Raw genomic sequence first — 25,227 nt, 5'->3', positions numbered from 1 at the left:
TGTGCCCTCTCCCTCGTTCGCCCGTCCCGTGATTCAAGCGCAGACCGGTCCTTCTGCGGGCTTATACGGAGAATTGCGAAGCGTGTCGGGGTGAGAGACAGCGGATCACTCGGTGTCGATGTCGGGTTCTGCAGCGCGTTGGGCGGGGATCACGACGCCCATCCGGTTGATGAACGCGAGTTCCTGCTCGGCGAGGCGGGAGGCGCGCAGGGAGACGAACTCCTCGATCGCGCCGGACTCGTAGAGGGCCAGGGCGTCGGGGGACATGCCGACGATGCCGTCTTCGGCGGCCAGGCGCAGGCTCCGCTGGAGGAACTGACCGGTCGGGACGGCGAACGTGTTGGTCTCAAGGATGGCGCGGTTGCCGGGGCTGGGGCCGTTCGTCAGTCCGGAGACGGAGACGAGCTTGCGGAAGCCGGCGGTGTCGTGGTCGCGGATGACGTCCACGGCCGAGTACTCACGGCCGTTGAGGGAACGGCGGATCGGGTAGGTGTTCATCTCCCACACCACGTACGCGCGGACGCGGGCGCTGCGCAGGTCGAACCGTTCAGGGAACGGACGGGGGCGCTGGTCGGCGAAGTCGAACATGCCTTGGGAGCCCTCGAAGTCCGCCAAGCGCATCTGGCCCTCGGCGAACGCCCACATGTCCTGGATGGACTGGCGGCTCGTCGTGGAGTTCACGCTCGCGAAGTGGCCCGACCACGAGGTGATCCAGAACCAGCGGACGAGGATGTCGCGCTGCTCCGTCGTCGGCTCCGGGCACAGGTGGAAGAACTGGGCGAGCAGCATGAGCTGCGCGTTCGGATACGGGACGAGCCGCGCGAGCGGAACGCCCACATCGGTCCGCAGGAAGGCGACGGCCCGGGACAGGGCCTCGTCCGTGTCGCGCACGGCGCGCTCGATCTTGCCCTCGACGCGGCGGGCCAAGACGTCCCAGCGAGCGCCTGTCACCTCCTCCTCTCCCGCGACCGCCAGCAGCGCCCGGAACCCGGTCGTCGAGTTGATCCGGCCGAAGCCCTCGCCCTCGATCCGCTCCAGGATGCCGTCGATGCTGTCGGCCAGCGTGGTCGAGCCTCCCGCGTAGGTGAGAGCCGAGACCATCTGGTCCGGGCTCATCTCCTGGCCCTTGCTGTTGACCCGGGAGAACACCTCGACGGCCTGCGAGAGATCACCGCCGAGCAGCTTCACCACCGAGATCTTGTACGACTTGATCCGCTGCGCGACCTGCTCGGCCTCCTCGATGAGCGCGTCGAACGCCGGGCCCTTGCGGCTGTCGCCGAGGCGCCGCGCGTAGGACAGGAAGTCCAGGGTCTTCAGGACCGAGCGCATCGGCAGGTAGTTGTCCGGCGGTGCGGCGGCCTTGCGCCAGTGGACGTAGCGGTTCGCGCGGGTGTCGCCCGCGCCGAGCACCCGGTACACGCGCCACTTCCAGTCGTCCGGGCCCTCCTCGCCGTCGTCGCCGCGGCGGTAGAGGCAGGAGTACATCGTCGAGAGGCGCTGGTGGCCGTCGAGGACGTAGGTCAGGTCGGAGCCCGAGGACTCCGGGACGCGCAGGCCGCCGACCTGCTTCAGGCTCTCCAGCTCAAGGTTCGTCTTCCACAGCAGGACGCTGCCGATCGGGTAGCCGCGCTCGATGCTGTCGAAGAGGTCGAGCATCTGCTCGGGCCGCCACACGAACGGCCGCTGGAACTTCGGGACCCGCAACTGGCCGGCGTGCACCTCGTCGAGGAAGGCCTCGAGCAGATTCACCTCGGGCTGAACGCGAAGCTGGCCGCCGCCGCTGGAAGTGAGGTTCTCCGGACCGGTGAGGCCGTGCTCGTCCGCGTCGGTGGTCATAGCGTCTTTCCTAGATGATCTGGTCGATCAGGGCAAGCAGCGCCTTCAGCTCTTCGCACACCTCGGGGCCGAGCGCCGCGAAATCCGACTCTTTCACGTTCCCGGCCTCCGCCTCACGTTCGAGAAGCTGCGGCAGCCCCTCCCCGAAGCCCTCCTTGAGTCCCTTGACCGTCGCGGGCGAGAGCGCTGCGAAGAGTTCGGCTTGGACGGTGGGGACTACGGCCTCCTTCGTTCTCTTGTCAGTGAAGCCGTTCTTGATGTCGAAGTGCGCCCGCTGCTTGGGGATGAGAGTTTTCAGGTGGGCGACCTTCGCCGTGACCGCCGGACGCCGCCCGTTCACCGCCGCGAGCACCTTCGTCGGGATGTAGTTCTCCACCTCACGGCGGTTCAAGATGTGTCCCTCGATCTTTCTCCTGCGGAGTCTCTTGGCGACCGCCTCGTGCTTCGAATGCTCCTCGGGGGTCATTCGGTCGCCGTCCAGAACGAATACGACCCTGTGCAGGAGGTGGAACCTGCTCGCCTCATGGACGGCGCGCTTGGGCAGATCTCCGCCACCGCCGCTGTGCGTGAACTCCAGCCATGCGCGCTCGAACGCCTCGGTCACCCGCTCGTGCCCGAAGACCCGGGCGACGGCCATGATGAACGCCCTGTCCGCGTCGCCGTTCTCGACCACCACTTTGGCGGATCGGCCCAGATCCGCCGTGTGCTCGGCAAGGTCGGAGCCGGTGACCTGGACCGTCTCCGACCTCGTCCGACGCCTCGACGTCCACGCACGTCCGGAAACGGAGGCTCCGCGCGCCAACCGCGTGTAGGTCTGCGCTTTCGAGGGGGTGTGCTCGCGGAAGAACCGCTCCACCGCTGGAAGCTGGTCCGGATCGACGACCCAGGTGTGGCGGTCTTCAGAGAAATAACGCATCAGGGTGATGACGTCCTCGAAGCCTCCGCCCGCGAAGGCGTCCGAGGCGACCTCGACTCTCATGCCTCCTCCCGCTTCAACTGGGCCTGGACCAGTTTCTTCGTTTCGGTGAAGTCCTCGGAGAAGACATCATCCGGCCAGTAGTCGAGATCGCCGTACTCGTCCACGTGGATGCGCCGTGCGCGTGACGATCCGTCGTCGTGTTCCACGAAGTAGACGGCCAGGTCGCTGGAGGCCAGCAGGCCTTCCGCGATGCGGCGGCGCAACCGCAGGAGCAGCGTCTCGCTGTGCGTCTCGACCAGGAAGCGTCCGCCGCGCTGTATCCCCTCGAGGAACAGGTCGCCGAGCAGGGCGTGGAAGGCCGGATGCAGATGGAGTTCTGGTTCCTCGATGATCTGGAGCGGCCCCTCGCCGTCCGAACGAAGCGAGTGCTGTGCCTGCTGGACGACCAGCGGCAGCACCTGGGCGACTCCCGTGCCCGAGTCGACCAGGTTGACCGTCACCTCCGGATTGACCGTTGACTGCAAGACCACCGCATAGAGCGGACCCTGCGGTTCGACCTCGACGCGCCATTCGCCGAGTCCGCCGCGCAGCAGTTCGTTCACCTCGTGCAGCAGGCTGCCGTCACGCCTGACATGGTCATTGACCAGCATCCCGGCCGCGTTCTCCCCCGCCGTGCCCACCTGCGCGGCCAAGCGCGACGGCAGGCGCGTGAGCCGGGAGGGCCGCGCCCGATAGGGGCCGAGATACTGTGCGGCCCCCACGGACATCCGTGTCCCGCGGATCATCGCCTGGACGCCGATCCTTCGGTCGGGCCTTCTCGCTCGCGAGACCGTCTCATCGAGGTCGGGAAAGACCTGCGCTGCCGGGAGCAGCCCCCGAAAGCCGATCTCCATTTCGGCTCCGGCACGGATACCCCCTCCGGAGACCGCGTACTTACGCGGCGTGAAGTCCCCGGTCCAGGAGAGGGCCATCATCTGCGCACCGTCGCTTACGGAGAGGTTCTTGACGAACTGAGTCCGCTTCTCATCGATGTTCTGAACCGTCGCCCGTACGTCGAAGACGGAGTCGCCATAGGAGGACGTGAAGCCCAGGTTCAGAGACCGGTGCGGGTTCCGCCCGTAGACGAGGTCGAGGAAATCGGGTGGATCGTCCCCGAGCTGATCGAGGTCCAGCGGCAACGTCGAGTCAGTGCGAAGACCGGTCTCCAGCAGCAGCGGCAGCCGGGTCAGCGCGCTCTTGCCCGAGTTGTTCTTCCCCAGGATCAGGGTGATCGGCCGCAGGTCGAGCTCCTGCCTCTCCTTGAAGCACCGGTAGTTCTCGACGGCCATCCGCAACAGCGCCATCCCGCCACCGTAACGCGAGAGAACCTCGGCTGTATTGCGTTTGCCGACGTTCCGGACAGGTGGCAGGGCTCAGTTCGGTGCGTGTAGCGCTCTGCCAAGGAGGTTGCCGAACCTCAGAGCGGCGATATACGCGGTCGTCACCAGACTGCGGGCGTGTTTCGCACGATAGCTGTCGATTCGCTCGTTATTAACGCAAACTATGGCTCATCCGTATTTGTGGGTGGAGTGGCTTCGGTGGTATCGAGGCGGGCACAAATGGAACATGCACGATATGTCGTGATCTACTTGGATCAGGGTGAATGCAGGCTTCCTTTGTGAGGTGTTGGTGTCCCAGACCCCTCGTTGTGCACGGCGAAGCACCGTGCGAACGCTCAGGGAGGAGCTGACCAGCTCCTCGATATCGAAGACGGGTTTCAAGCAAGAGCTGGCCGACCACTACAAGGAGGCGACGGGGAAGACCGCCACCGACAAGCAGAGGGAGACCTGGGTCTCGAGTCTGTCGGCCCTCGCACGAGAGCTGATGGATGCTGGTCTGAGCGACCTCGAGATGATCGTCGAGTACGTGATGCCCACGAACAAGGGCAGCCAGGCGGATGTGGTGCTCGCGGGCACCGATGCGCAAGGAAACGACGTACTGATGATCGTGGAGCTGAAGCAGTGGAGTGCCGCCACCGCGTATGAGGACGACGCTCTCCTCGAAGAGGGCGACTGGGAAGAGGGCGACCTTCCGGGTGTCTCCGAGGACGTAGGGGAAGCTGAGACCCCTGCCGGTGTGCAGGCCGACGCATACCCCCGCACGTCGGAGCTTTTCGTCGTACCGGGGATGCCGAGGCCGAAGGCACATCCCTTGGACCAGCTGGAGGGCTACTGCGAGACGATCATCAACTACGTGGAGATGGCTCGCGGGAGGCCGGAGATCGTCCACGGCGTGGTCTACCTGCACAACGCGCAGAACTCGACCGTCGACGCACTGCTGCGGCGTCCTCAGGAGCCGCGCAGGCGCATCTTCACGGGAAGCACGCGCGGGGAGTTCATCGATTATCTCCGACAGGTTTTCGCGCCGGGCCCGGGGTGGAGGGTCGGAGACCGCTTTTTGAACAGCGCTATTGTACCGAGCCCTTCCCTGCTGGACATGGTGGCCGACATCATTGCGGATCGGCGCCACTTCACCCTGCTCGACGGGCAGGTGGACGCATACAAGGCTGTGGAGCAAGCGGTGCAGAACGCCGGGGATGACGGAGTCGGCCGCGTCGTCGTCATCGTGGGGCGGGCCGGATCGGGGAAGACGGCGATAGCCCTGGAACTCCTAGGAAATCTTGCCCGGAGCGGAATCGCCGTCGAGTTCGCGGCGGGCTCGGGCGCGATGGCCGAGACCGTTCGGAAGGAACTCGCGAAGAACCGTAAGGGGCATGCGAAGCTTGTCAACAAGTTTCATCGGTACGTGGATCCAGACCATCGTCTGGACGTGCTCATCGTCGATGAGGCCCACCGCGCGAGAAGTAAGACACGAATACAGTTCCAGAGCCGTTACAACAGTGATGAGCACCAGCTCAGGACGCTTATCAAGGCAGCCCGCGTCGTGGTCTTCCTGACAGATCATCATCAGAGCATCCGGCCGAACGAGAACGGTACCGTCACCGCCATCAAGAATGCCGCACAGACTCTGGACGTGTGCTTCTATCCGGTCATGGAGCTGAGGGATCAGTGGAGATGCGGAGGCAGCGGCGCCTTCGAAGATTGGCTCCGTGCCCTCCTCGGTCTCGGCGATGAGGATCACGAGTCCCGCACGGGTAAGGGCGTCACGAAGTGGGGTTCCGACCCATCCTTCGAAGTGAAACTCGCTCCCTCACCAGATGCGATGGAAAAATTCCTCATCGCGAGGATCGAGGAAGGGAGGTCTGCGCGTATAGCCGCCGGCTACTGCTGGGACTGGGACAAGAACCCAGTTGGAGAACTCACGAAAGACATCGTCATCGGGGACTGGAGACGTCCCTGGAACAATCCCCTCGGCGCAACCCTGGGAAGCGCTCCGCGCTCGCAGCTGTGGGCCAGCGCAGACGGCGGCTTCGAACAGATCGGATGCGTCTACACTGCTCAGGGCCTCGAATACGACTGGGCCGGAGTCATCGTCGGCGACGATCTGGTGGCCCGTGATGGCTGCCTGGTCACGGACAGGTCGAAGAGCGCGGATAAGACCGTGCGCTCCAAAAAGGTGTCCGACGAGCGTTTCGACCAGCTGATCCGCAACACCTACTACGTCCTGCTGACCAGGGGGTTGCGTGGGGTGGTCGTCTATTCGACGGATAGGGAGACTCGTGAGTACCTCCGTGAGCTGATCGGCGAAACGCTGGATTAAGGCGGGAGCCCACGACTGAGCTTCCGCGACGGTCCCGGGCGGGAGAGGGCTAGGCTGATCTGCGTTCAAGCGGCCCGACGGGCTTTCGTGTGATCTCCTGATCCCGGAGATGCCCCCACCCGCGCGTTGATTCGTGCTGTCCGGGGGTGGGTCGGGTGGCGGCGTTCCGTCATTCCGCGTCGAGTCTTGCGGCGTTGGCGTCTCCGGTGGAGCGGGCGTTGAGTGAGCGGATCACCGAGCATCTCAGGGTGACGATGCGGGTGAATCCGGGGGAGCCGGAGCGGCGGTCGTGGGATCGGAGCCTGCCGGTGCTGGCGCGGGATCTCGTGGACGCGGGGCTCGGGCAGGTGGAGATGCTGGTGGAGTACCAGCTTCCGCTGACGAGCAAGCGGGCGGACGTGGTGCTGGCTGGTCTCGACCATGACGGGAACGACGCGTATGTCGTGGTCGAGCTGAAACAGTGGAGCCGTGCCGAGTGCTATGAGGGCGACGATGAGCTCGTGCTCGTGGAGAGCATGCCGGGCGGGCCGAAGCTGCATCCCTCGCGTCAGGTGGGGCAGTACTGCGAGTACCTGCGGGGCTTCGTCGCGGCGCTCGAGGGCAGGCCGCTGGGGGGCGTCGCCTACCTGCACAACGCCGAGGACGGGGACGTGCTCGACCTGCTCGGGCAGGTCACGTCCGAAGAAGGGCGGCTGTTCACCAAGACGCGGCGCGGCGCGTTCCAGGAGTACCTGAGGACGCGGTTCTCGGAGGCGCCTGGAGCGGGTGCGGGAGACCGCCTGCTGGAGAGCGCCATCCGGCCGTCCAAGCAGCTGATGAGGCTCGGGGCGGAGGAGATCAAGAAGCAGGAGCAGTTCGTTCTGCTGGATGAGCAGCGGCTCGCCTACGACCTGGTGATGCACGCCGTGAAGGCCGCTCACCAGGCGGACAGCAAGCGCGTCGTGCTGGTCACGGGCGGGCCGGGCAGCGGCAAGAGCGTCATCGCGCTCTCGGTGCTCGGCGAGCTGTTCCGGCAGGGGAGGACCGCACTGCACGCGACGGGCTCCTCGGCCTTCACCACAACGCTGCGCAACCACGTCGGGAAGGGGACGAAGCGGGTCAAGGACCTGTTCAAGTACTTCAACAGCTTCATGTCGGCGGAGAAGAACTCCCTGGACGTGCTCATCTGTGACGAGGCGCACCGGATCCGGGAGACCTCGGTCAACCGGTACACGAAGGCGGCGCTGCGGACGGACCGGCCGCAGATCGACGAGCTGATCGCCGTCGCGCGGGTCCCGGTGTTCCTGCTCGACGAGAACCAGGTCGTGCGTCCGGGCGAGCTGGGCAGCCCCGCCGAGATCCGGGCCTACGCGGAGGCACGGGGGTTCACGGTCCACGAGGTCTCGCTGGACGCGCAGTTCCGCTGCGGGGGCAGCGCGGCGTACGAGGACTGGGTGCTGCGGCTGCTCGGGCTGCGCGGCGACGGGCCGGTCCCGTGGCAGGGCGACGACCACTTCCACGTCGAGGTCGCCGAGAGCCCCGGCGCGATGGAGAAGAGGCTCCAGGGGGAGCTGGACTCCGGGTACTCGGCGCGGATGACCGCCGGGTACTGCTGGCCGTGGAGCGACCCCGCCGACGGCGAACTCGTCCCGGACGTGCGTGTCGGCGGTTGGGAGAGGCCCTGGAACGTCAAGGGGGACAGGGCGGTCGGGATGGCGCCGCCCAGCCCGATGTGGGCGACGGCTCCCGGAGGGTTCGGGCAGGTGGGCTGCGTCTACACCGCGCAGGGATTCGAGTACGACTGGAGCGGCGTGATCCTCGGGCCCGATCTCGTGGTCCGGGGAGGCAGGTTCTTGGCGGTCCGGGAGGCGACGAAGGACCCGGCGTTCAAGAAGGCGACCACTCCGCAGGAGTACGACCGGCTGATCCGGCACACCTACAAGGTGCTGCTCACGCGGGGAATGATGGGCACGGTCCTGTACTCGACGGATGAGGAGACCCAGGCGTTCCTGGTCGGGCTCGTCGGCTGAGTTCAGAGCCCTACGCTGGGCGGATGGCTGATGAGTTGGCGGGGCTGGCGGCGCGGTTGCGGGAGAGCACCCGGGAGCGCGGGTGGGAGAGGTTCCACGCGCCCAAGAACCTTGTGATGGCCCTTGCGGGGGAGGCGGGGGAGTTGCTGGCGGAGTTTCAGTGGCTCAGCGCCAAGGAGTCGGCGCGGGTGATGGACGAGGCGGAGAAGGCGGCGGCGGTGCGATCGGAGATGGCCGACGTGTTTTCGCATCTGGTGCGGCTCGCCGACGTGCTGGGGGTGGATCTTGTGCAGGCGGCGCATGAGAAGGCGGATGTGGTGGAGGAGAGGTATGCCGCCGGGCATTACGGGCGGGTCGGCGACGAAGGGTGAAATGTGAGGGGAGGGCGCCGGCAGCCGGGCGGCACCGGTCGTGACATGTTCGGCGAACTCGCGGGCGACGATCGTCACGCCGGAGGAGTGTCCGGACCTGGCCGATCCGCCGGAACCGGCTGGAAACGGGGCGCCCACGCGCTTGTCTCGTCCCACAAAAATCACGGCGAGGCGGGAGGCCGAGAGTGTCGGTACTGACCGATCCGCTGATGGGTTGGCTGGGGGCCCTTGCGGGTGACACGTGGCTCGGGCTGCTCCGGGGAAGCCCCGAGGAACGGCTCATCCGCGAGGCGATGGGGACGGCCGCGGAAAAGGTCGTCTCGGGCATCGCTCCCGACGCGCAGGACCGGCTCCGCAGCGCGCTGAGCCTGGTCTTCACCCGGCCCCCGGAGGCGGTGCCCGAGGCCACCGCCTCCGGGGGCCTGAAAGCCGCGGTGGCCGCACAGCTCGATTCGCTGCGTGCGATGGCCGACGAGCACGGCGCGCTCTTCTTCGACACCGTGCCGGTGGATCCCGACGCGCTGGCACGGGACCTGGCCGACGCCTTCGCCGAGGCGGTCGAACGGGCCGTCGCGGCGAGCGGGCCGGCGGAGCTGGTCCACGCGCTGCGCGCCGAACGCCAGGAGGGGCTGATCGGGGAGATCCCCGATCTTGTGGCCTCCCGGCTGGCCGGAAGCCTGGACGACCTCCGCGAACTCTTGCGCGCGCTGGTCGCCCCACCAGGAGACGCCGAGGACCCGTCCGTAATCCGTCTCACCTATCTGCACAGCCTGCGCCGCCGCTACCACCGCATCGACCTGGAGATCCTCACCCCCCTGGACGGGAGGGGCGACCACCCGCCGATGACTCTTGACGGCATCTTCGTCCCCCAGCACGTCAAGGCCGATCCGCCCCCTCCGGAGCTGCTCGGTCTGCCCCGCGCGCTGCTGCGCAGGCTCCTGGGGGACGAGGAACTGGCGGCCTGCGACGTGCCGGAGGGCCTGGACCCCGAGTGGTTCGCCGCGGCACGCGACTCCTATCGGGCCCGCGAACTGCGCGGGGTCCTCGACGCGGTCGCCGCCGCGCAGAGAACGGTGATCCTCGGAGATCCCGGCTCAGGCAAGTCGACGCTGGCCCGCTATCTCATGGTCGCCTCCGCCGCGGCGCAGACCGATCCCGACGCCGCACCGCCGCTGCCCGGCGACCTCGCCACAAGGCTCCCGCTGCTGGTGGAACTGCGCGCCTACGCCGATCCGCGCTACCGGGGCAGGACGTTCCTCGACCTCATCGACGAGATGGAGCGGACCCAGCACCTCGGGCTGCCCAAGCGCGTCCTGGAAGAGTTCCTCAGCACGGACGGGCGCGCCCTCGTCGTGTTCGACGGACTCGACGAGATCTTCGATCCGGCCGTCCGCACCGATGTCACCAAGGAGATCGAGGGCTTCGCAGCCCGCCATCCCGCCGTGAAGGTCGTCGTCACCTCCCGGGTGATGGGATACCGGCGCGCGCTCCTGGACGCCGCGGGTTTCACCACCTCGATGCTGCAGGACTTCACCGCGGACCAGATCGCCGCCTTCACCGGGGCCTGGTTCGAGCGGAGCCACCCGGAGGATCCGGTCAAGGCGGCGTCCCTGCGCGCCAGGGTCATCACGGCCGTCGAATCCTCTCCCGCGGTGGCCGAGATCGCGGGGAACCCGCTTCTGCTGACGATCCTCGCGATCATTGCCCGCCGCAGGGAACTGCCGCGCGACCGTCTCGCGGTGTACCGGCACGCCGTGACGGTCCTGGTCGACCAGTGGGACATGGACAAGTTCCTCCCGGGGCTGCCGGGCGCCATGGCCGTCGAGGCCGAGGACAAACTGGAGATGCTGCACACCGCCGCCAGGAGGATGCAGAGCGGCTCCGACGGTCCCCCGGGCAATCATCTGCCCGGCTCGGCACTCGTCCAGATCTTCACCGACCACCTGACCGAGAGGTTCGGATCATCCAGGCCCGAGGCCGTCGCGGCGTCCCGGGAACTCCTCAAGCGGCTGCGCGAGCGGAACTTCATCCTCGCCTCGATCGGCGCGAACCTCTATGGCTTCGTTCACCGGGCGTTCCTGGAGTATCTCGTGGCCGACGACCTCGCCCACCGCTTGCGTGCGCATCTGCTCGGCCCCGACGACGTCCTCGCCGTCTACACCGAGCACGCGCACGATCCGGAGTGGGCCGAACCGCTGCTCCTGCTGACCGCCATGCTCCCCGAGCGGCAGGCCGTCGCGGTGATCCTGCACCTGATCGCCCTCGATCCGCACTGGCGGGTGCGCGCGGGCCTGCCGCGTCCTGTTCTCCTCTCCCTCCGCGCGGCCCGCCACCTCCGCAAGCAGTCTTCCCTCGCCCCTCACGCCCGCCTTCTCACCGATACCCTGATCGACCTTCTGCGCGCGGCTGAATACCGCACGTTGCCCGGGGTCGACCCGCTGGTGCCCGAGGTCCAGAAGTTCTGCATGGAGCTGGAGCCGGGCACCGGTCTCGGCTGGCTTGAGGCCGACCGCTTCGACGCTTGGTACACGGCCTTCTCGCAGGACTGGCGCCTGGACGTCGGGCTCGCCGCCGAGACCGTGCGCGTCCGGTGCACGGAGACGACCGCTGAGGAACTGCGCGTGTGGGCGACATCCTCCTGGAGTCCCTTCGCCCGACTCGCCGCGCTCAAGACCCTCGCGGTCTGGCATCGCGAGGATCCGGCGGCGGAGTTCGTCCGCGACCGTGCCGCGGCCGACCCACACTTCCTGGTGCGGGAGGGGCTGATGGAGGATGTGCTGCGCGGCCGGGACTCGCCGGGCCTCCTCGCGTGGCTGTGCTCGCGCATCGCCGGGCAGGAACACCCCGATGCGCAGAACTTCCTTATGCGAGAGGCGGTGCGCCGCTGGCCAGGTCACCCGGATCTCGACGCCCTGCTCCGCAGGATCGCGGTCGAGGGGGAGATGCCCCGGCGCCTGGCGGCGCTCGTGGCTCTGAAGATGTGTTCGCCCGATGCCGAGACGACCCGTGCACTGCTCCGCCATCTGGCCCTGAACGACGATTCCTCGCTGATCGACGGCATCGCGTTCATGCTCCTCGCCGAGACTTGGGGCGGCAGCCCTGAGGGGTTCGCCTGGTTCCGCGACGTCCTGCGCCATCCCTCCGCCCGAGTGCGCCTGCTCGCGGTGGACGATTTCGCCAAGGGCTGGCGGCACCACCCCGCGGTCCGTCCGCTCGTGCGCGACATAGCCTCGACGGACCCGAGCACGGAAGTCCGCCGGAGCGCGGCGATGGCTTGCGCCGAACACTGGCCCGGTGACCCGGGTACCGAGGGTCTGCTCTGCCGGCTGCTCGACGAGACCGCGGAGGACCCCCCGTACGGGCTCAGCGGCTCAGCGCGGATCCGCGTGCTCCGCGTGATCGAGAAGGAGCGATCGGACCATTCACGGGTGCTGTCGGAACTGGCGGACCTGGTCCGTTCGCCCGACTACACGGCTGTGCAGATGGCGGTGGAAGCGCTGGCGCAGACCCCGGGCCCGACCTCGGACCGCCTCCTCCTGTTCGAGGAGGTGCTGGACGCCGCCGAGGACTCGCGCATCCGTCTGGTGATCCTGGAGGCGATCGCCGACGGATGGCCCGCCGAGGACCGCGCCCGAAGCCGGGTCTTCGGCCTCGCCTGCACCGACGCCGCCCCGCTCGTCCGGTCGAAAGCAGTGAGCGAGGCGGCCTCTCGGTGGCCCGAGCAGCCCGAGACCTTCGATCTGCTCCGAGACCGCGCCGTCGCGGATGAGGACGACATCGTGCGGACGGCCGCGCTGGAGGCTCTCGCGTCCCGCTGGCCGCAGGCGCCCGAAACGCGGGCTTTGCTACTCGACCTAGCCGATGACGAGGCTGCCCGCACCGTGCGCGGAACGGCCATGCGGCTGCTGGCTGTAAGCGCCCCCCGCGACCCCGACGTTCTCGACGTTCTCCGCGCCGCACTCGCCCGGAACCCGCAAGAACGCCTGGGCAGACCCGACACCTCGCTCCTGCGCAGCCTGGAGTACTGAGGCACCTGTCCGACGGCTCCCGCAACCCGCGGAACGGGCCCTCCCCACCGACTAGTAGACCTGGCACAGGGTTCAGCGGGGTGAAGCGGCGAAGGACGGGTCGAACTTGAGGCGTAGGGGGAGTGACCGGAGCCAGGCGCGGGAGAGGGCCAGGGGTTGGTCAGGGTGGGCGGCATCGTGGGGTTCCTCGTCCGAAGGCAGGTAGGGGAGGGCCGTGGTGAGGGCCGGGTCGTAAGGGTGGGGGGAGGGGGCCGACGAGCGGGGGTCGGGCGCGGGCGGGGCGTCGATGAGGTGCTGGACGCAGACGGCGCGGGTGGTTCGTGGGAACCAGACGGTGAGGACGTAGGGGACTCCCGGCCGGCCTGATTGGGTGACCTTGGCGAGGTGGGCCAGGCCCTTCACGTCGGCGACGGTGACGGGGTCGGCCGAGATGAGGCAGCCGGCCGTCGCGTGATCGCGGGCCAGCGCGCGGCGGAGGGCCGGGAGGTCGTCCCACGGGCCGGGCGGGGGCTTCGCGTCGGCCTGGAAGAGGACGCGGGCGCCTATGCGCTCGTCCGTCCAGAAGGGCGAGCGGGGGTCGCGCCGCCAGCCCGCGGTGTCGAAGTTCGGCGGCGGGCGGCAGCGGGAAGCGCAGCGCGGCGGGGTCCGGGGAACGAAAGGGGAGCCCGATGCGGACATCGCAGATGGCACGCCGCCGCTCGCCCGGGAGTGCGCCGGGCTCCGGTCGGGTTGCGAGCGGTGTCGTCCTGTGCTCAAGGGGGCTTCGGGGCGGTCCTTGCGATCGCGTCGTTGGTGGTCGCGGTCAGGACCGAGATGCCCGAGCGTACGGCCTTCGCCGTGTCCCGGCCGTTCCCGGAGCGGGCTGCGGGCTCGCCCGCTGAGGGGCTTCGTCTCGCGGGCGTCGACGTCGTCGACGGCAGGTCCTCCTAGCCCGCCCTCACCGCTGGGTGGTCAAGGGATGGGTGGAGACGGGGCAAATGTGGGTTGGTGCGGCATCTGGCCGGTGGGGGCGCGGCGAAGGTCGGGAAACGAAGGATTCGCCGGACAAGGGGGCATGGTGATGAAGCGAGGGATCTTGGGGGCAGGGGCGGCCGTCGTGCTGGGGATCGGCCTGGCCGGAGCGGGAGCGGCGTCGGCGGCGGTCGCGGCGCCGGGGGCGGTCGTGGCCGAACCGTTCGGGGACGGGTGTTCGGCGGTGCCGCAGAGCGGGGCGGGCAGCCTCGCCGAGATCGCCGACCAGCCGGTCGCGACGGCGGCGTCGCAGGTGCCCTTCCTATCGACGCTGACGACCGCGATCAACACCGCCGGGCTCGCCGACACGCTGAACAGCGCCGAGGCGCTCACCGTCTTCGCTCCGACGAACGACGCGTTCGCCAAGGTGCCCAAGGCCGATCTGGACAAGCTCCTCGGTGACAAGGACGCCCTGGCCAAGGTGCTCCAGTACCACGTCGTCGAGGGGAAGAAGACGCCTGCGGACCTTCAGAAGGGCGACTTCAAGACGCTCCAGGGTTCCGCGCTCACCACCGAGGGCAGCGGCGACACCTACACGGTCAACGGCGCCAAGGTCGTCTGCGGCAACGTGCCCACCGCCAACGCGACCGTCTACGTGATCGACACGGTGCTCCTGCCCAAGTCGTGAGCCTCGCGGCCGTTCCCGCAGCCCGGCGTGGCGCGTCCTACGCTGGGCGCGTGGATCGGATGAACGAGCTGGCTGCGCGGTTGCGGGCCGAGACGGAGAGGCGGCGGTGGACGGAGTTCCACACGCCCAAGAACCTCGCGATGGCGCTCGCGGGGGAGGCGGGGGAGTTGCTGGCGGAGTTCCAATGGCTGACGCCGCAGGAGTCGGCACGGGTGATGGAAGACCCGGAGAAGGCGGCGGCGGTGCGGTCGGAGATGGCCGACGTGTTCTCCTACCTCGTGCGCCTGGCCGACGTGCTGGGAGTCGACCTCGTGGGGGCGGCGCAGGAGAAGGCGGACGTCGTGCGGGAGCGGTACGAGGCGGGGTATTACGGGCGCGTCGGCGAAGAAGACTGAGGGGGAGTGGCCGGGTTCTGACGCGGCCCGCTCCGGGTGGTCAGGGCTGGGCGCCCTTGAGGAAGAGGGTGACGAGGGCTTCGGCGGTGGGGGTGGGGGCGTCGGTGAGGTCGATGGCTCGGGCCAGATGGAGGAAGGCGTTGGCGAGGAAGGGCGGGTCGGCGGGGGCGAGGGAGCGGGCGGCGATGGCGGCGGCGAAGAAGTCCTCGGCGGGGGTGAGGAGGGTGCGGACGTAGGTGGTGCGGATCTCGTCGCGGACGTCGGCGTCGACGAGGTCGAGGGCGTCGAAGACGCGCTGGTCGAAGGACGTGGCGATGCCCCCGGGGTCGGCGAAGGCGAGGATGACGGCTTTCAGGCGCTCGGCGAGGGCGCCTTCGGTGGCGAGGGCCTCGGCGAGGAGGCTGCCGCGCTTGGCGATGAAGTCGAGGGCGGTTTCGCGGTAGAGCGTCTCCTTTCCGCCGGGGAAGTGGTGGTACAGGGTGGGCTTCTTGACGCCGACGTCGCGGGCGACCGCGTCGAGCGAGGTGCCGTGGTATCCGGCGGCGGCGAAGTGGACGGCGAAGACGGTGAGGGCGCGGGCGCGGGTGTCGGTCCCGGTGGGAGCGGCCATGGGTGTTTCCTCTCGAACGGGGTGAAGGTGCGGGAAAGGGAGTCTACCGACCGATCGGTAGACTCGCGACCCATGGCCGCGGCACGGGGGCGCCGGGCAGAAGGCTCAGCGGGGTGAGGCCGCGAAGGACGGGTCGAACTTGAGACGCAAGGGGAGTGAGTGGAGCCAGACCCGGGAGAGCGTCAGGGGGTGGTCGGGGTAGGAGGCGTCGAGGGATTTCTCATCGGAGGGGAGGTAGGGGAGGGCCGTGGTGAGGGCCGGGTCGTAAGGGTGGGGGGAGGGGGCCGACGAGCGGGGGTCGGGCGCGGGCGGGGCGTCGATGAGGTGCTGGACGCAGACGGCGCGGGTGGAGCGCAGGAACCAGACCGTGAGGACGTAGGAGACTCCTGGACTGCCTGCATGGGTGACCTTGGCGAGGTGGGCCAGCCCCGCCTCGTCGGCGACGGTGACGGGGTCGGCCGAGATGAGGCAGCCGGCCGTCGCGTGATCGCGGGCCAGCGCGCGGCGCAGGGCCGGGAGGTCGTCCCACGGGCCGGGCGGGGGCTTCGCGACGGGCTGGAAGAGGACGCGGGCGCCGGTGCGCTCGTCCGTCCAGAAGGGCGAGCGGGGGTCGCGCCGCCAGCCCGCGGTGTCGAGTTCGGCGGCCGGGGGCAGCGGGAAGCGCAGCGCGGCGAGGTCCGGGGCGGGGCCGCCGGTCCGGCGGGCGGTGGCCGTCACCTCGCCCGGCACGCCGACGAGAAGGATCTCCCGCAGCGTGCGGACGGCGGTCCCCACCAGGCCGGTGACGGCGTCGGCCGGGTCGGGCGGCGGGAGCGCGTAACCCTGCGGAGTGCCGACCCAGCCGAGTCCTTCGGCCGCGCCGTCGGTTCCGTAGGCACGCGAGGAGAGGTGCACGGCCCATCGGGTGGGCCGCTTGTGCAGCGCAAGGTGCCGTCCGCCGGGGGCGCGCAAGAACACTTCGGTGTCTGCGGGCGCGGTGCGCAGCACCTCCCCGAGGACCGTCGCGTACTCATCCCAACCACTCATCCCACGACCCTCTGTAAGCGCTTGACCCGGTGTCAACGAACGTGTCCGTCCGAATCCGGACACCCGTCCCCGCGATCGCACAAGGATGTCCGGCTGCTGGAGGTGATCCCTGACTCTTTTCGGCCGATTCGGGACCTCGTCTCGCCGACCGCTCCCGGAATAGTTGTACTCTCATAATGTTTGTAGAAATACAAGTAACTATCCCTGGGGGTGGCCGGTGACATCCTCACCGGACAAACGGCGCAGGATGCTCATCCTGGTCGCCTGCTGCATGTCCCTGCTGATCGTCAGCCTGGACAACACGGTGCTGAACGTGGCGCTCCCGTCCATCAAGACGGAGTTCGGCTCCTCGGTCACCGGGCTGCAGTGGGCGCTCGACGCCTACACGCTCGTCCTCGCGGTGTTCCTCATGCCGGCCGGGGCGCTCGCCGACAGGATCGGAAGGCGCCGTGTCTTCCGGATCGGGCTCGCGATCTTCACCGCCGCGTCGCTGCTGTGCAGCCTCGCACCGGGGCTCGGCTGGCTCATCGCCGCGCGGGTGCTCCAGGCCGTCGGCGGGTCGATGCTCAACCCCGTCGCGATGGCCATCATCACCAACACGTTCACCGACCCGCGCGAGCGGGGCCGCGCCATCGGCATCTGGGGCGGCGTCGTCGGGATCAGCATGGCCGCCGGGCCGCTCATCGGCGGCACGCTCGTCCAGGTGTCGAGCTGGCGGGCCATCTTCTGGCTCAACGTCCCCGTCGGCCTCCTCGCCATCTACCTCGCCACCCGGTACGTGCCCGAGTCCAAGGCCGCGCGGGCCCGGCGCTTCGACCCCGTCGGCCAGCTCCTCGTCGCCGGACTGCTCGGCGCCACCGCCTACGGGATCATCGAAGGACCCCTGCACGGGCTGACCAGTCCCGTCGTCCTCGGGTCGGCGGCCTTCGCCGTCGTCTGCCTCGGCGCGCTGCTCTGGTACGAGCCGCGCCGCACCGACCCCTTCATCGACCTGCGCTTCTTCCGCAGCCCGCCCTTCACCGGGGCGGCGCTCATCGCCGTCTTCGCCTGCGCCGCGCTCGGCGGGTTCCTCTTCGTCAACACCCTCTACCTCCAGGACGTGCGCGGATACAGCGCGCTGGAGGCGGGCCTGTTCATGCTGCCGATGGCGCTGATGACCCTCGTGTGCGCGCCGATCTCGGGCCGCCTCGTCGGCGGGCACGGGCCGCGCCTTCCCCTGCTCGTCGCCGGGGTCTGCCTGACGGCCTCGGGCCTCCTCCTCGCCCTCACCGCCCACGGCACCCTGCCGATCTGGGCGCTGCTCGTGGGGTTCCTCCTGTTCGGCATCGGCTTCGGCACGGTGAACTCGCCGATCACCGACGCCGCGGTGTCCGGCATGCCCCGCGAGCAGGCGGGCGTCGCCGGCGCCCTCGCCTCCACGAGCCGCCAGGTGGGCACCGCCATCGGCGTCGCCGTCATCGGCTCCGTGGTCGCCCACGCCCAGCTGTCGTCCGCGGGCTTCGCCACCGCCCAGCGGGCCGCCTACTGGATCATCGTCGGCTGCGGCGCCGCGGTCTTCCTCCTCGGCGCCCTCACCACGGGCTCCCGCGCCCGCGCCGCCGCGACCCGCAACGCCGCCCGCCTGGGCCTGCCCGCGGAGTCGCGCGAACCCGCCCTCACCGCCAAGCCCTGACGGCCCGTGCCAGGAGATCGCGATGCAGTGGAGAACGCAGCAGGAAAGTGAGAGCGCAGTGGGAAGCGGCCAGGCCCCCGCGGCGGGCTACGGTGGCGCGGTGGAGTACGACGCCGGAGAAGACGCCGTGAACGAGGAGACCGCGGTCCGCGTGTGGCGCGGGCTGCGCTCCCTCGTGCTGGACCGGGCCGACCGCCGCCGCGAGGTCTCCGAGGCCCTCGGCATCAGCTTCGCCATGGCCAAGGCGCTGCGCCTGGTGGCCGAGGAGGGCGAGCTGAGCATGAGCCTGCTCGCCACCCGCCTCATCACCGACCTCCCGTACACCTCCCTCGTCGTCGAGGGCCTGGTCAAGCGCGGCTACGTCACCCGCACCCCCGATCCGGCCGACCGCCGCCGCAAACTCGTTCGCCCCACCCCGGAAGGCCGCGAGGCCGCCGCCACCGCCAGGGCCATCCTCGACAACCCGCCGGACGTCCTGCGCGCCCTGTCCGCCGACGACCTGGCCGCCCTGGAGCGCGTCCTCGCCCACCTGGACGACCCCACCGCCTGACCCGGGGCGCGCCCTTTCACCCTCCCGGCGCCCTGCGGCCCTGCGCCGCCCAAGATCGGCGGGGGAGGGTCGAGGTGGTCAGGAAGGCGGGCGGGTCCAGGTCCAGGGGTAGGCGGGGTCCTGGCAGGAGAACGCGGCCTCGCCGAGGTCGAGGGGGCGGAAGGTGTCGACCATGACGGCGAGCTCGTCGAAGGACTCGGCGCCGATGCTGCGCTCGTAGGCCCCCGGCTGAGGGCCGTGGGTGTGGCCGCCCGGGTGGAGCGAGATCGAGCCCTGCCCGATGCCCGAGCCCTTGCGGGCCGCGTAATCGCCGCCGCAGTAGAACATCACCTCGTCGGAGTCGACGTTGGAGTGGTAGTAGGGCACGGGGATCGACAGCGGGTGGTAGTCGACCTTCCGCGGGACGAAGTTGCAGATGACGAAGCCCGTGCCCTCGAACACCTGGTGCACGGGCGGTGGCTGGTGGATCCGCCCGGTGATCGGCTCGAAGTCGGCGATGTTGAAGGTGTACGGGTACAGGCAGCCGTCCCACCCGACCACGTCGAAGGGGTGGTGCGGCAGCAGGTAGGAGGTGCCGTCGACGCCCTCCGGCCCCCGGTGCTTCACCAGTAGTTCCACCTCGCCGGTCTCCTCGGCCAGCAGGGGCTCCGACGGGCCGTGCAGATCGCGCTCGCAGTAGGGCGAGTGCTCCAGGAACTGCCCGTACTTCGACAGGTACCGCCGGACCGGCGTGATGTGCGAGGACGCCTCGACGCAGTAGGCCCGCACAGGCTGCCCGCCCCCGGGCACCCAGCGGTGGGCGGTGCCGCGCGGGATCAGGACGTAGTCGCCCTGCCGGAAGGGCAGCACCCCGAACACCGTCTCCAGGATGCCCGCACCCGACTCGATGTAGACGCACTCGTCGCCCACGGCGTCGCGGAACAGCGGGGACGGGCTGCCCGCCACCGCGTAGCAGATCCGGACGTCGGCGTTGCTGAGCAGGACGCGGCGGCCGGTCACCACGTCGGTCTCCCGCCAGTCCTCGGAGCCGAACAGCTCGTGCGGCCTCAGGTGCCGGGGGAGCAGGGGCAGGTTCGCCCGGACGGGCCCGCCCGGCGGTGTCCAGGGCCGCGCGTCGGAGAGCGCGGAGGGCAGCCCGCGGTGATACAGCAGCGAGGAATCGCTGAAGAAGCCCTCCTCGCCCATCAGCTCCTCGTAGTAGAGGCCGCCTTCGGCGTTGCGGTGCTGCGTGTGCCGTTTGGGAGGCACGTTCCCGACACTGCGGTAGTGGGCCACGACCTCGCCTCCCCCTGATCGCTCCGCCGCGGGCCTTGACCTCACTGTATTCGATGGCCTTGTGATCCAGATCACCCATGACGGGTGAGAGGACCCGCCGGGCGACGGCTCTTCAAGCCCGCAGGTGGTAGAAGCGCCACAGGTCGTGCTCGATGGCCGCCTCACTCGATCCTTCGGGGAAGCCGGCCCGCAGCGCGTAGTCGTGCACCATCGACGGACGCAGGACGGTGCCCGCCTCGACCTGCGGCTCCTCCGCCCGGGTCGCGGGCAGGCAGTGCAGGGTGCTGAAGCCGTAGTTGAGCCGCTCCAGGAGATCGCCGGGCGCCGTGTAGGACTCGGCGACCCGCTCGTCTCCGATGAGGACCGAGCCTCCGGGGACCAGGAGCCCGCGCACCTGACGCAGCACCCCCACCGGATCGGCCATGTCGTGCAGCGCCTCGAAGACGCACACCAGCTCGAAGCGGTCGTCCTCGGCCTCGTACGCCGCGGCGTCCGCGCAGGCGAACACCGCACGGTCGGTCAGGCCGCGTTCGGCCGCGTTGCCCTTGGCCTCGTCGACCGACGCCCGGTCGAGGTCGACGCCCGTGACCTCGGCCTCGGGGAACGCCTCCGCGAGGGCGATCGTGGACCAGCCGGTGCCGCAGCCCAGATCGAGGATCCGGGCGCCGGGACGGCTCAGCCGCTCGGCGACCCCGGGCAGCGCCCGCACCCAGCGCGCGACGGAGGCCAGGTACATGGGCCGGTTCAGCCCGCCGATCCCATGCCTGGTGCCCGCCCCGTAGGAGGAGAAGGGCACGCCGCCGCCGTGCCGGTAGGCGTCGGAGACCTCGGGCAGGGTCCAGGCGATCGAGGTGAAGAACTCCGGCAGCGCGCCCAGGTAGAACGGGCTGTCGGTGTCCAGCAGGACCTCGCGCGCCTCTTCGGGCAGGCGGAACGCGCGGAGGTACGGATCGCCCTGCGGATCCTCCTCGGCGACCTTCAGCCAGCCCGCGACCCCCTGCTGCTCCAGCCATTCGCGCGCGTAACGCGGATGGATGCCCGTGGCGTCGGCGAGCCCGCGGGCGTCCATCGGTCCCTCCTCCAGCGCCCGGTACAGCCCGAGCCGCGTGCCGAGCCACATGTTGAGCAGTTCGAGCCCCACCACCGTGTCGCCGATCATCCGGTCGACGAGCTCCTCCACCTCGGCCATCGAAGTCCCCTCCTCGGTTCCCCGTTCCGGCGGCCCCCGCCGCCGGCGCGGACCCCGCCAGGGGCCCGGACTCCAGATCATCGCCGCTTTCCCCGAAATCCGCTGGACGCCCTGTGGACAACCCGCGGAACCCCAGGCCAGGGCGGCGACACGGGGATCTCGCCGCGCCGGGTGGTTCCGGCACACCCCGCGAACAGGAAGAATCCAGATATCAATCTGGCGAAACCGTGAAAGAGGGCGGAAAACGGTGGGCATGACGGTGACGGTGTTCTGCGCTTCCAGCACCCGGATCGACACCAAGCACGTCGAGGTCGCGCGCGAGGTCGGCGCCGAGCTGGCGCGCCGCGGGCACGCCCTGGTGACGGGCGGCGGGATCCAGTCGTGCATGGGCGCCGTCGCCGAAGCGGCCCGCGCCGGGGGCGCCAGGACCGTCGGCGTCGTCCCCGCGGGCATGCCCGGGGCCCAGGAGACGCCCGACGGCGACAACGACGAACTCGTCATCGTCGCCGACATGCGCACGCGCAAGGCCGAGATGGACCGCCGCGCCGACGGCTTCCTCGTGCTCCCCGGCGGCATCGGCACGCTGGAGGAACTGCTGGAGATCTGGGTCGCGCGCAGCCTCGACTTCCACGCGAAGCCCATCGTGATCCTCGACCCGCACGGGGTCTACGGCCCGCTGCGCACGCTCATGGACCACCTGCTCGCCGAGGGCTTCAACCGGCCCGCCGCGGCCGAGGCCGTCCGGTTCGCGACGGAGGTCGGCGAGGCCCTGGACCACCTGGAGGCCGAGCACGGGCGCAAGGCCGAGGAGCTGCTGGAGTTCTGAGGCCGGATGGCCGCCGGACATCGTTCGTTCAACCGGATCGGCGAGGCTCCTGGGGATCCTCCCCCGATCTAGGAGTTCTGACCCCATGAGTGTTTCCCGCCGCGGTTTCGTGGCCGGGAGTGCGGTGTCCATCGCGCTCGCCGGAAGCATCGACTCCGTCTTCGCGACCTCCGCAGGCGCCGGCGGCCCCGTCGAGGGCTATGGCCCCCTCGTCCCGGACCCCGCGGGCATCCTGGACCTCCCGAAGGGCTTCGAGTACAAGATCCTCTCGGTGCAGGGCGACCCGCTGCCCGACGGCGGCGTCGTCCCCGGCAAGCACGACGGCAGCGCGACCTTCCCCGGCCGCCGCCACGACGACCTGCGCCTGGTCCGCAACCACGAGCAGGGCGGCAGCGGCACCAAGGCCGTCGCCCGCCCCGAGTGGACGTACGACCCCGCGGCCTTCGGTGGCACCTCGACCGTGCACCTGAACCGGCACAACGACGTCATCGACCAGTACGTCAGCCTCGCCGGCACCGCCACCAACTGCGCGGGCGGCGCCACCCCGTGGGGCACCTGGCTCAGCTGCGAGGAGACCGAGGGCTTCGCCGCCCAGACCAAGTCCCACGGCTGGGTCTTCGAGGTCGACCCGACGGGCCGCCAGACCGTCGCCGAGCCCATCGAGCCGCTGGGCCGCTTCGCCCACGAGGCCGTGTGCATCGACCCGCGCAACGACGTCATCTACCTGACCGAGGACGCCAGCGGCCCCTTCGGCCTGTTCTACCGGTTCCTCCCCGACGCCCGCCGCGGCGGCTACCACTCCTACCGCAAGGGCGGCACCCTCCAGGCGATGCGCGTCCCCGGCGTCGCGGACCTCTCCGCCATCACCGAGGCGGGCACCGTGCTCAAGGGCGTCCAGTGGGTGGACGTGCCGGACCCGTCGGCCAAGATCACCTCGACCCGCAAGCAGTTCACCGACATCACCCGCGCGCAGAAGCTCGAAGGCGCCTGGTGGGGCCGCAACAAGGCCTACTTCGTGGCCTCCTACGCGCGTAAGTCGTCCGGCGCGGTCGGCGACCACGCGGGCCAGGTCTGGACCTACGACCCCAAGCGCAACGAGCTGGAGCTCGAACTGATCTTCGCGCCCGGCGGCCGGTTCGACTCGCCGGACAACATCACCGTCTCCCCCTACGGCGGCGGCGTCATCATCGCCGAGGACGGCGACGGCGAGCAGTACCTGATCGGCACCACCGCGAAGGGCGACCCCTTCGCGGTCGCCCGCAACGCCCTCAACGACGTCGAGTTCACCGGCGTCAACTTCTCGCCCGACGGCCGCACCCTCTTCGCCAACCGGCAGGACGGCCCGGGCTGCACCTTCGCGATCACCGGCCCGTGGCAGCGCATCGAGCGCCACGGCAAGGACGACCGCCACTAGGCGTCCCGGTCAGGCCAGTGCCCGCTTCCCGATCGCCGGGGGGCGGGCGCCCTTGATCGCGGCGACCATGTCGAGGACCTGGCGCACCTCCCGCGGGTCGGCCTCGGTCTCGATCGCGCCGACCCCGAGGAAGGCGTAGACCGCCGCCGCGGCGAGCGGCCCGCTGCCCGTTCCGGAGAGCCTCACCCGCACGGGGCCGCGCGTCAGCAGGGCGCGCACCTCATCGGCGGACGGATCGGTCCCGGCGTCGATCAGCGTGGCGGGATCGTCCGGGCCTGTCGTCCACAGCAGGTGCTCCTCCATGCCTGAGAGCATGGCACGATCTGAGGACGACGCCGATCGGAGGGGACCCCGATGCCCGTAGTGCTCCTGCTGGCCGCGCTCGCCGTGGTGGCCGCCACCGTCGTCCTCGCGTCCGGGCGCGGCGGTGAACTCGCCGAGCCCGTCGGCGACAACCCGCCCAGCAGCCTTCCGGACGGCAGGGCGGCGGCGTCGGCGGACGTGAGATCGCTGTGGCTCCCCAAGAGCCCGTGGGGGTACAACGTTCCCGTCACCAACGACGCGCTGGGCAAGCTCACCCAGGCGCTCGCGGTGCGCGAGCAGCAGGTGGAGCGGCTCGAGCGGGAGATCGTGTTCCTGCGCGACGAGGCCAGGCGCTCGGTCGAGGCCGAGCCCAAGCCTGCGGAAGGCGCTGAGTTCGCCGCAGACGCCGGGAGCACGGCCTCGGAGCCATGGGAGGACCCCCAGGGCGGATCCGGGCCGGTCGGTTGGTGGGAGAGGCAGGAGGAGCCATGGAAGAGCGGGGAGAAGCCGGGCTGGCACTGGGAGGAGCAGGAGGGCCGGTGACGGCGGAGTGCGCCTGGGCCGCCACCACGCCTGAGTACGTGCTCTACCACGACCAGGAATGGGGCCGTCCGGTCACCGGCGACGCGGCCCTGTACGAGCGTCTTTCCTTGGAGGCGTTCCAGTCGGGTCTGTCCTGGTTGACGATCTTGCGCAAGCGGGAGAATTTCCGGCGTGCCTTCGACGGATTCGATCCCGCCAAGGTGGCCGGCTACACCGAGCGTGATGTGGCCCGGCTGATGGCCGACGCCTCCATCGTGCGCAACCGCAGCAAGATCGAGGCGGCCGTCGCCAACGCCCGCGCGGCCCTCGACCTGCCCGGCGGGATCTCCCGGCTGATCTGGGGATTCGCCGATCCCGGCGCTCCGGTCCCCAAGACCCCGGCCGACGTGCCCGCCGTCACCGAGGGATCGAAGCGCCTCGCCAAAGCCCTGAAGAAAGCCGGTTTCCGCTTCGTCGGACCGACCACGGCCTATGCGCTCATGCAGGCTTGCGGCCTGGTCAACGACCATGTTCTGGGCTGTCCGGTAAGACCTTTCTCGGGCCCGGGAGCGATCTCCCCCTTCTGATCGTTACCACTTCGCGCCCGGAACACGGGATAATGTCAACTACTGAAAGACGCGGAGCTGGAGCGGCCCGGGCCTCCCAAGGCCCGAACGGCCTCTGGGCCGGGAAGGAAGGGGATGCACGCATGGCGGCGATGAAGCCGCGGACAGGTGACGGTCCGCTCGAAGTTACCAAGGAGGGTCGCGGCATCGTCATGCGTGTGCCGCTGGAGGGCGGCGGCCGGCTCGTGGTGGAGCTGACCCCCGATGAGGCCAGGGAGCTGGGCGCAGCTCTCGGTGCCGTCGTCGGTTAGCCGACGGTCCCCCTCTCGCCTTTGCGGTCCCGGCCGCGTCCCCCTGGGGCCGCCCGGGACCCTTTTG

The 25,227-nt window shown here is 69.8% G+C and carries 22 protein-coding genes; 13 read left to right on the top strand and 9 right to left on the bottom strand.

Annotated features, from left to right (window positions below; translation table 11 throughout):
- Positions 1 to 105: 105 nt before the first annotated feature.
- Genes ACYVOM_RS03060 through ACYVOM_RS03050 form a run of 3 tightly spaced genes read right to left on the bottom strand, consistent with a single transcriptional unit; the run spans position 106 to position 4,098 of the window.
- Positions 106 to 1,836: a DUF262 domain-containing protein gene (locus ACYVOM_RS03060; protein ID WP_460301643.1), complete on the bottom strand. Its 1,731-nt coding sequence runs from the start codon at positions 1,834 to 1,836 to the stop codon at positions 106 to 108.
- Between the two features lie 10 nt (positions 1,837 to 1,846).
- A complete protein-coding gene (locus ACYVOM_RS03055) occupies positions 1,847 to 2,815 on the bottom strand; it encodes a hypothetical protein (RefSeq protein ID WP_460301642.1) in 969 nt (322 codons plus the stop codon).
- The gene (locus tag ACYVOM_RS03050) at positions 2,812 to 4,098 is read right to left on the bottom strand and encodes an AAA family ATPase (RefSeq protein ID WP_460301641.1); all 1,287 of its coding nucleotides are present in this window, start codon (positions 4,096 to 4,098) and stop codon (positions 2,812 to 2,814) included. The genes ACYVOM_RS03055 and ACYVOM_RS03050 overlap by 4 nt, the downstream gene beginning before the upstream one ends.
- A gap of 361 nt (positions 4,099 to 4,459) precedes the next feature.
- On the opposite strand from ACYVOM_RS03050, the gene ACYVOM_RS03045 reads away from it, so the two are divergent.
- The 4 genes from ACYVOM_RS03045 to ACYVOM_RS03030 all read left to right on the top strand — a co-directional run bounded on the left by ACYVOM_RS03045 (position 4,460) and on the right by ACYVOM_RS03030 (position 12,862).
- Entirely contained in the window at positions 4,460 to 6,454 is a 1,995-nt protein-coding gene (locus ACYVOM_RS03045; RefSeq protein WP_460301640.1) for a DNA/RNA helicase domain-containing protein, read from the top strand.
- Between the two features lie 218 nt (positions 6,455 to 6,672).
- Positions 6,673 to 8,463 (top strand): DNA/RNA helicase domain-containing protein, encoded by a 1,791-nt coding sequence (locus ACYVOM_RS03040; protein WP_460301639.1) that lies wholly within the window; start codon positions 6,673 to 6,675, stop codon positions 8,461 to 8,463.
- 23 nt (positions 8,464 to 8,486) lie between these two features.
- Positions 8,487 to 8,834, top strand: a complete 348-nt coding sequence (locus ACYVOM_RS03035) for a nucleotide pyrophosphohydrolase (protein ID WP_460301638.1) — start codon at positions 8,487 to 8,489, stop codon at positions 8,832 to 8,834.
- Positions 8,835 to 9,019: 185 nt separating this feature from the next.
- Complete coding sequence (locus tag ACYVOM_RS03030; protein ID WP_460301637.1) at positions 9,020 to 12,862, top strand: NACHT domain-containing protein; 3,843 nt, start codon at positions 9,020 to 9,022, stop codon at positions 12,860 to 12,862.
- A gap of 72 nt (positions 12,863 to 12,934) precedes the next feature.
- Here ACYVOM_RS03030 and ACYVOM_RS03025 read toward each other — a convergent pair whose 3' ends face one another.
- Positions 12,935 to 13,540 carry a hypothetical protein gene (locus ACYVOM_RS03025; protein ID WP_460301636.1) on the bottom strand — a complete coding sequence of 202 codons (606 nt, stop codon included), beginning with the start codon at positions 13,538 to 13,540 and terminating at the stop codon, positions 12,935 to 12,937.
- A gap of 376 nt (positions 13,541 to 13,916) precedes the next feature.
- On the opposite strand from ACYVOM_RS03025, the gene ACYVOM_RS03020 reads away from it, so the two are divergent.
- Both ACYVOM_RS03020 and ACYVOM_RS03015 read left to right on the top strand, forming a co-directional pair.
- Positions 13,917 to 14,501, top strand: coding sequence for a fasciclin domain-containing protein (locus ACYVOM_RS03020; RefSeq protein WP_460301635.1), 585 nt, complete (start codon positions 13,917 to 13,919; stop codon positions 14,499 to 14,501).
- 59 nt (positions 14,502 to 14,560) lie between these two features.
- Positions 14,561 to 14,896, top strand: coding sequence for a nucleotide pyrophosphohydrolase (locus tag ACYVOM_RS03015; RefSeq protein ID WP_460302339.1), 336 nt, complete (start codon positions 14,561 to 14,563; stop codon positions 14,894 to 14,896).
- Positions 14,897 to 14,936: 40 nt separating this feature from the next.
- Here the strand turns inward: ACYVOM_RS03015 and ACYVOM_RS03010 are convergent, their stop codons facing one another.
- Positions 14,937 to 15,506 (bottom strand): TetR/AcrR family transcriptional regulator, encoded by a 570-nt coding sequence (locus ACYVOM_RS03010; RefSeq protein WP_460301634.1) that lies wholly within the window; start codon positions 15,504 to 15,506, stop codon positions 14,937 to 14,939.
- 105 nt (positions 15,507 to 15,611) lie between these two features.
- Positions 15,612 to 16,532, bottom strand: a complete 921-nt coding sequence (locus ACYVOM_RS03005) for a TY-Chap domain-containing protein (RefSeq protein WP_460301633.1) — start codon at positions 16,530 to 16,532, stop codon at positions 15,612 to 15,614.
- A 217-nt stretch (positions 16,533 to 16,749) separates the two neighbouring features.
- Between ACYVOM_RS03005 and ACYVOM_RS03000 the strand changes: the two genes are divergently transcribed.
- A complete protein-coding gene (locus ACYVOM_RS03000; RefSeq protein ID WP_460301632.1) occupies positions 16,750 to 18,204 on the top strand; it encodes an MFS transporter in 1,455 nt (484 codons plus the stop codon).
- 58 nt (positions 18,205 to 18,262) lie between these two features.
- Positions 18,263 to 18,754: a MarR family winged helix-turn-helix transcriptional regulator gene (locus tag ACYVOM_RS02995; RefSeq protein ID WP_460301631.1), complete on the top strand. Its 492-nt coding sequence runs from the start codon at positions 18,263 to 18,265 to the stop codon at positions 18,752 to 18,754.
- 78 nt (positions 18,755 to 18,832) lie between these two features.
- Here ACYVOM_RS02995 and ACYVOM_RS02990 read toward each other — a convergent pair whose 3' ends face one another.
- Entirely contained in the window at positions 18,833 to 20,029 is a 1,197-nt protein-coding gene (locus ACYVOM_RS02990; RefSeq protein ID WP_460301630.1) for a homogentisate 1,2-dioxygenase domain-containing protein, read from the bottom strand.
- Positions 20,030 to 20,141: 112 nt separating this feature from the next.
- Positions 20,142 to 21,218, bottom strand: a complete 1,077-nt coding sequence (locus ACYVOM_RS02985; protein ID WP_460301629.1) for a class I SAM-dependent methyltransferase — start codon at positions 21,216 to 21,218, stop codon at positions 20,142 to 20,144.
- A gap of 253 nt (positions 21,219 to 21,471) precedes the next feature.
- Here ACYVOM_RS02985 and ACYVOM_RS02980 point away from each other — a divergent pair, with 253 nt between their 5' ends.
- Entirely contained in the window at positions 21,472 to 22,044 is a 573-nt protein-coding gene (locus ACYVOM_RS02980; protein ID WP_460301628.1) for an LOG family protein, read from the top strand.
- A gap of 85 nt (positions 22,045 to 22,129) precedes the next feature.
- Positions 22,130 to 23,458 carry an alkaline phosphatase PhoX gene (locus tag ACYVOM_RS02975; protein WP_460301627.1) on the top strand — a complete coding sequence of 443 codons (1,329 nt, stop codon included), beginning with the start codon at positions 22,130 to 22,132 and terminating at the stop codon, positions 23,456 to 23,458.
- A 9-nt stretch (positions 23,459 to 23,467) separates the two neighbouring features.
- Here the strand turns inward: ACYVOM_RS02975 and ACYVOM_RS02970 are convergent, their stop codons facing one another.
- Positions 23,468 to 23,773, bottom strand: a complete 306-nt coding sequence (locus ACYVOM_RS02970) for a hypothetical protein (RefSeq protein WP_460301626.1) — start codon at positions 23,771 to 23,773, stop codon at positions 23,468 to 23,470.
- 39 nt (positions 23,774 to 23,812) lie between these two features.
- Here ACYVOM_RS02970 and ACYVOM_RS02965 point away from each other — a divergent pair, with 39 nt between their 5' ends.
- The 3 genes from ACYVOM_RS02965 to ACYVOM_RS02955 all read left to right on the top strand — a co-directional run bounded on the left by ACYVOM_RS02965 (position 23,813) and on the right by ACYVOM_RS02955 (position 25,160).
- Entirely contained in the window at positions 23,813 to 24,304 is a 492-nt protein-coding gene (locus ACYVOM_RS02965) for a YciI family protein (protein WP_460301625.1), read from the top strand.
- On the top strand, positions 24,301 to 24,870 hold the full coding sequence (locus ACYVOM_RS02960) for a DNA-3-methyladenine glycosylase I (protein ID WP_460301624.1): 570 nt from the start codon (positions 24,301 to 24,303) through the stop codon (positions 24,868 to 24,870). Before ACYVOM_RS02965 ends, ACYVOM_RS02960 begins: the two co-directional genes overlap by 4 nt.
- A 122-nt stretch (positions 24,871 to 24,992) precedes the next feature.
- Positions 24,993 to 25,160: a DUF3117 domain-containing protein gene (locus tag ACYVOM_RS02955; protein WP_460301623.1), complete on the top strand. Its 168-nt coding sequence runs from the start codon at positions 24,993 to 24,995 to the stop codon at positions 25,158 to 25,160.
- The last annotated feature ends 67 nt before the right edge of the window (positions 25,161 to 25,227 follow it).

This window comes from Actinocorallia aurea, from assembly GCF_054783995.1.
Note: the sequence above shows the minus strand (reverse complement) of the source record. Positions and strands in the feature narration are given on the sequence as shown.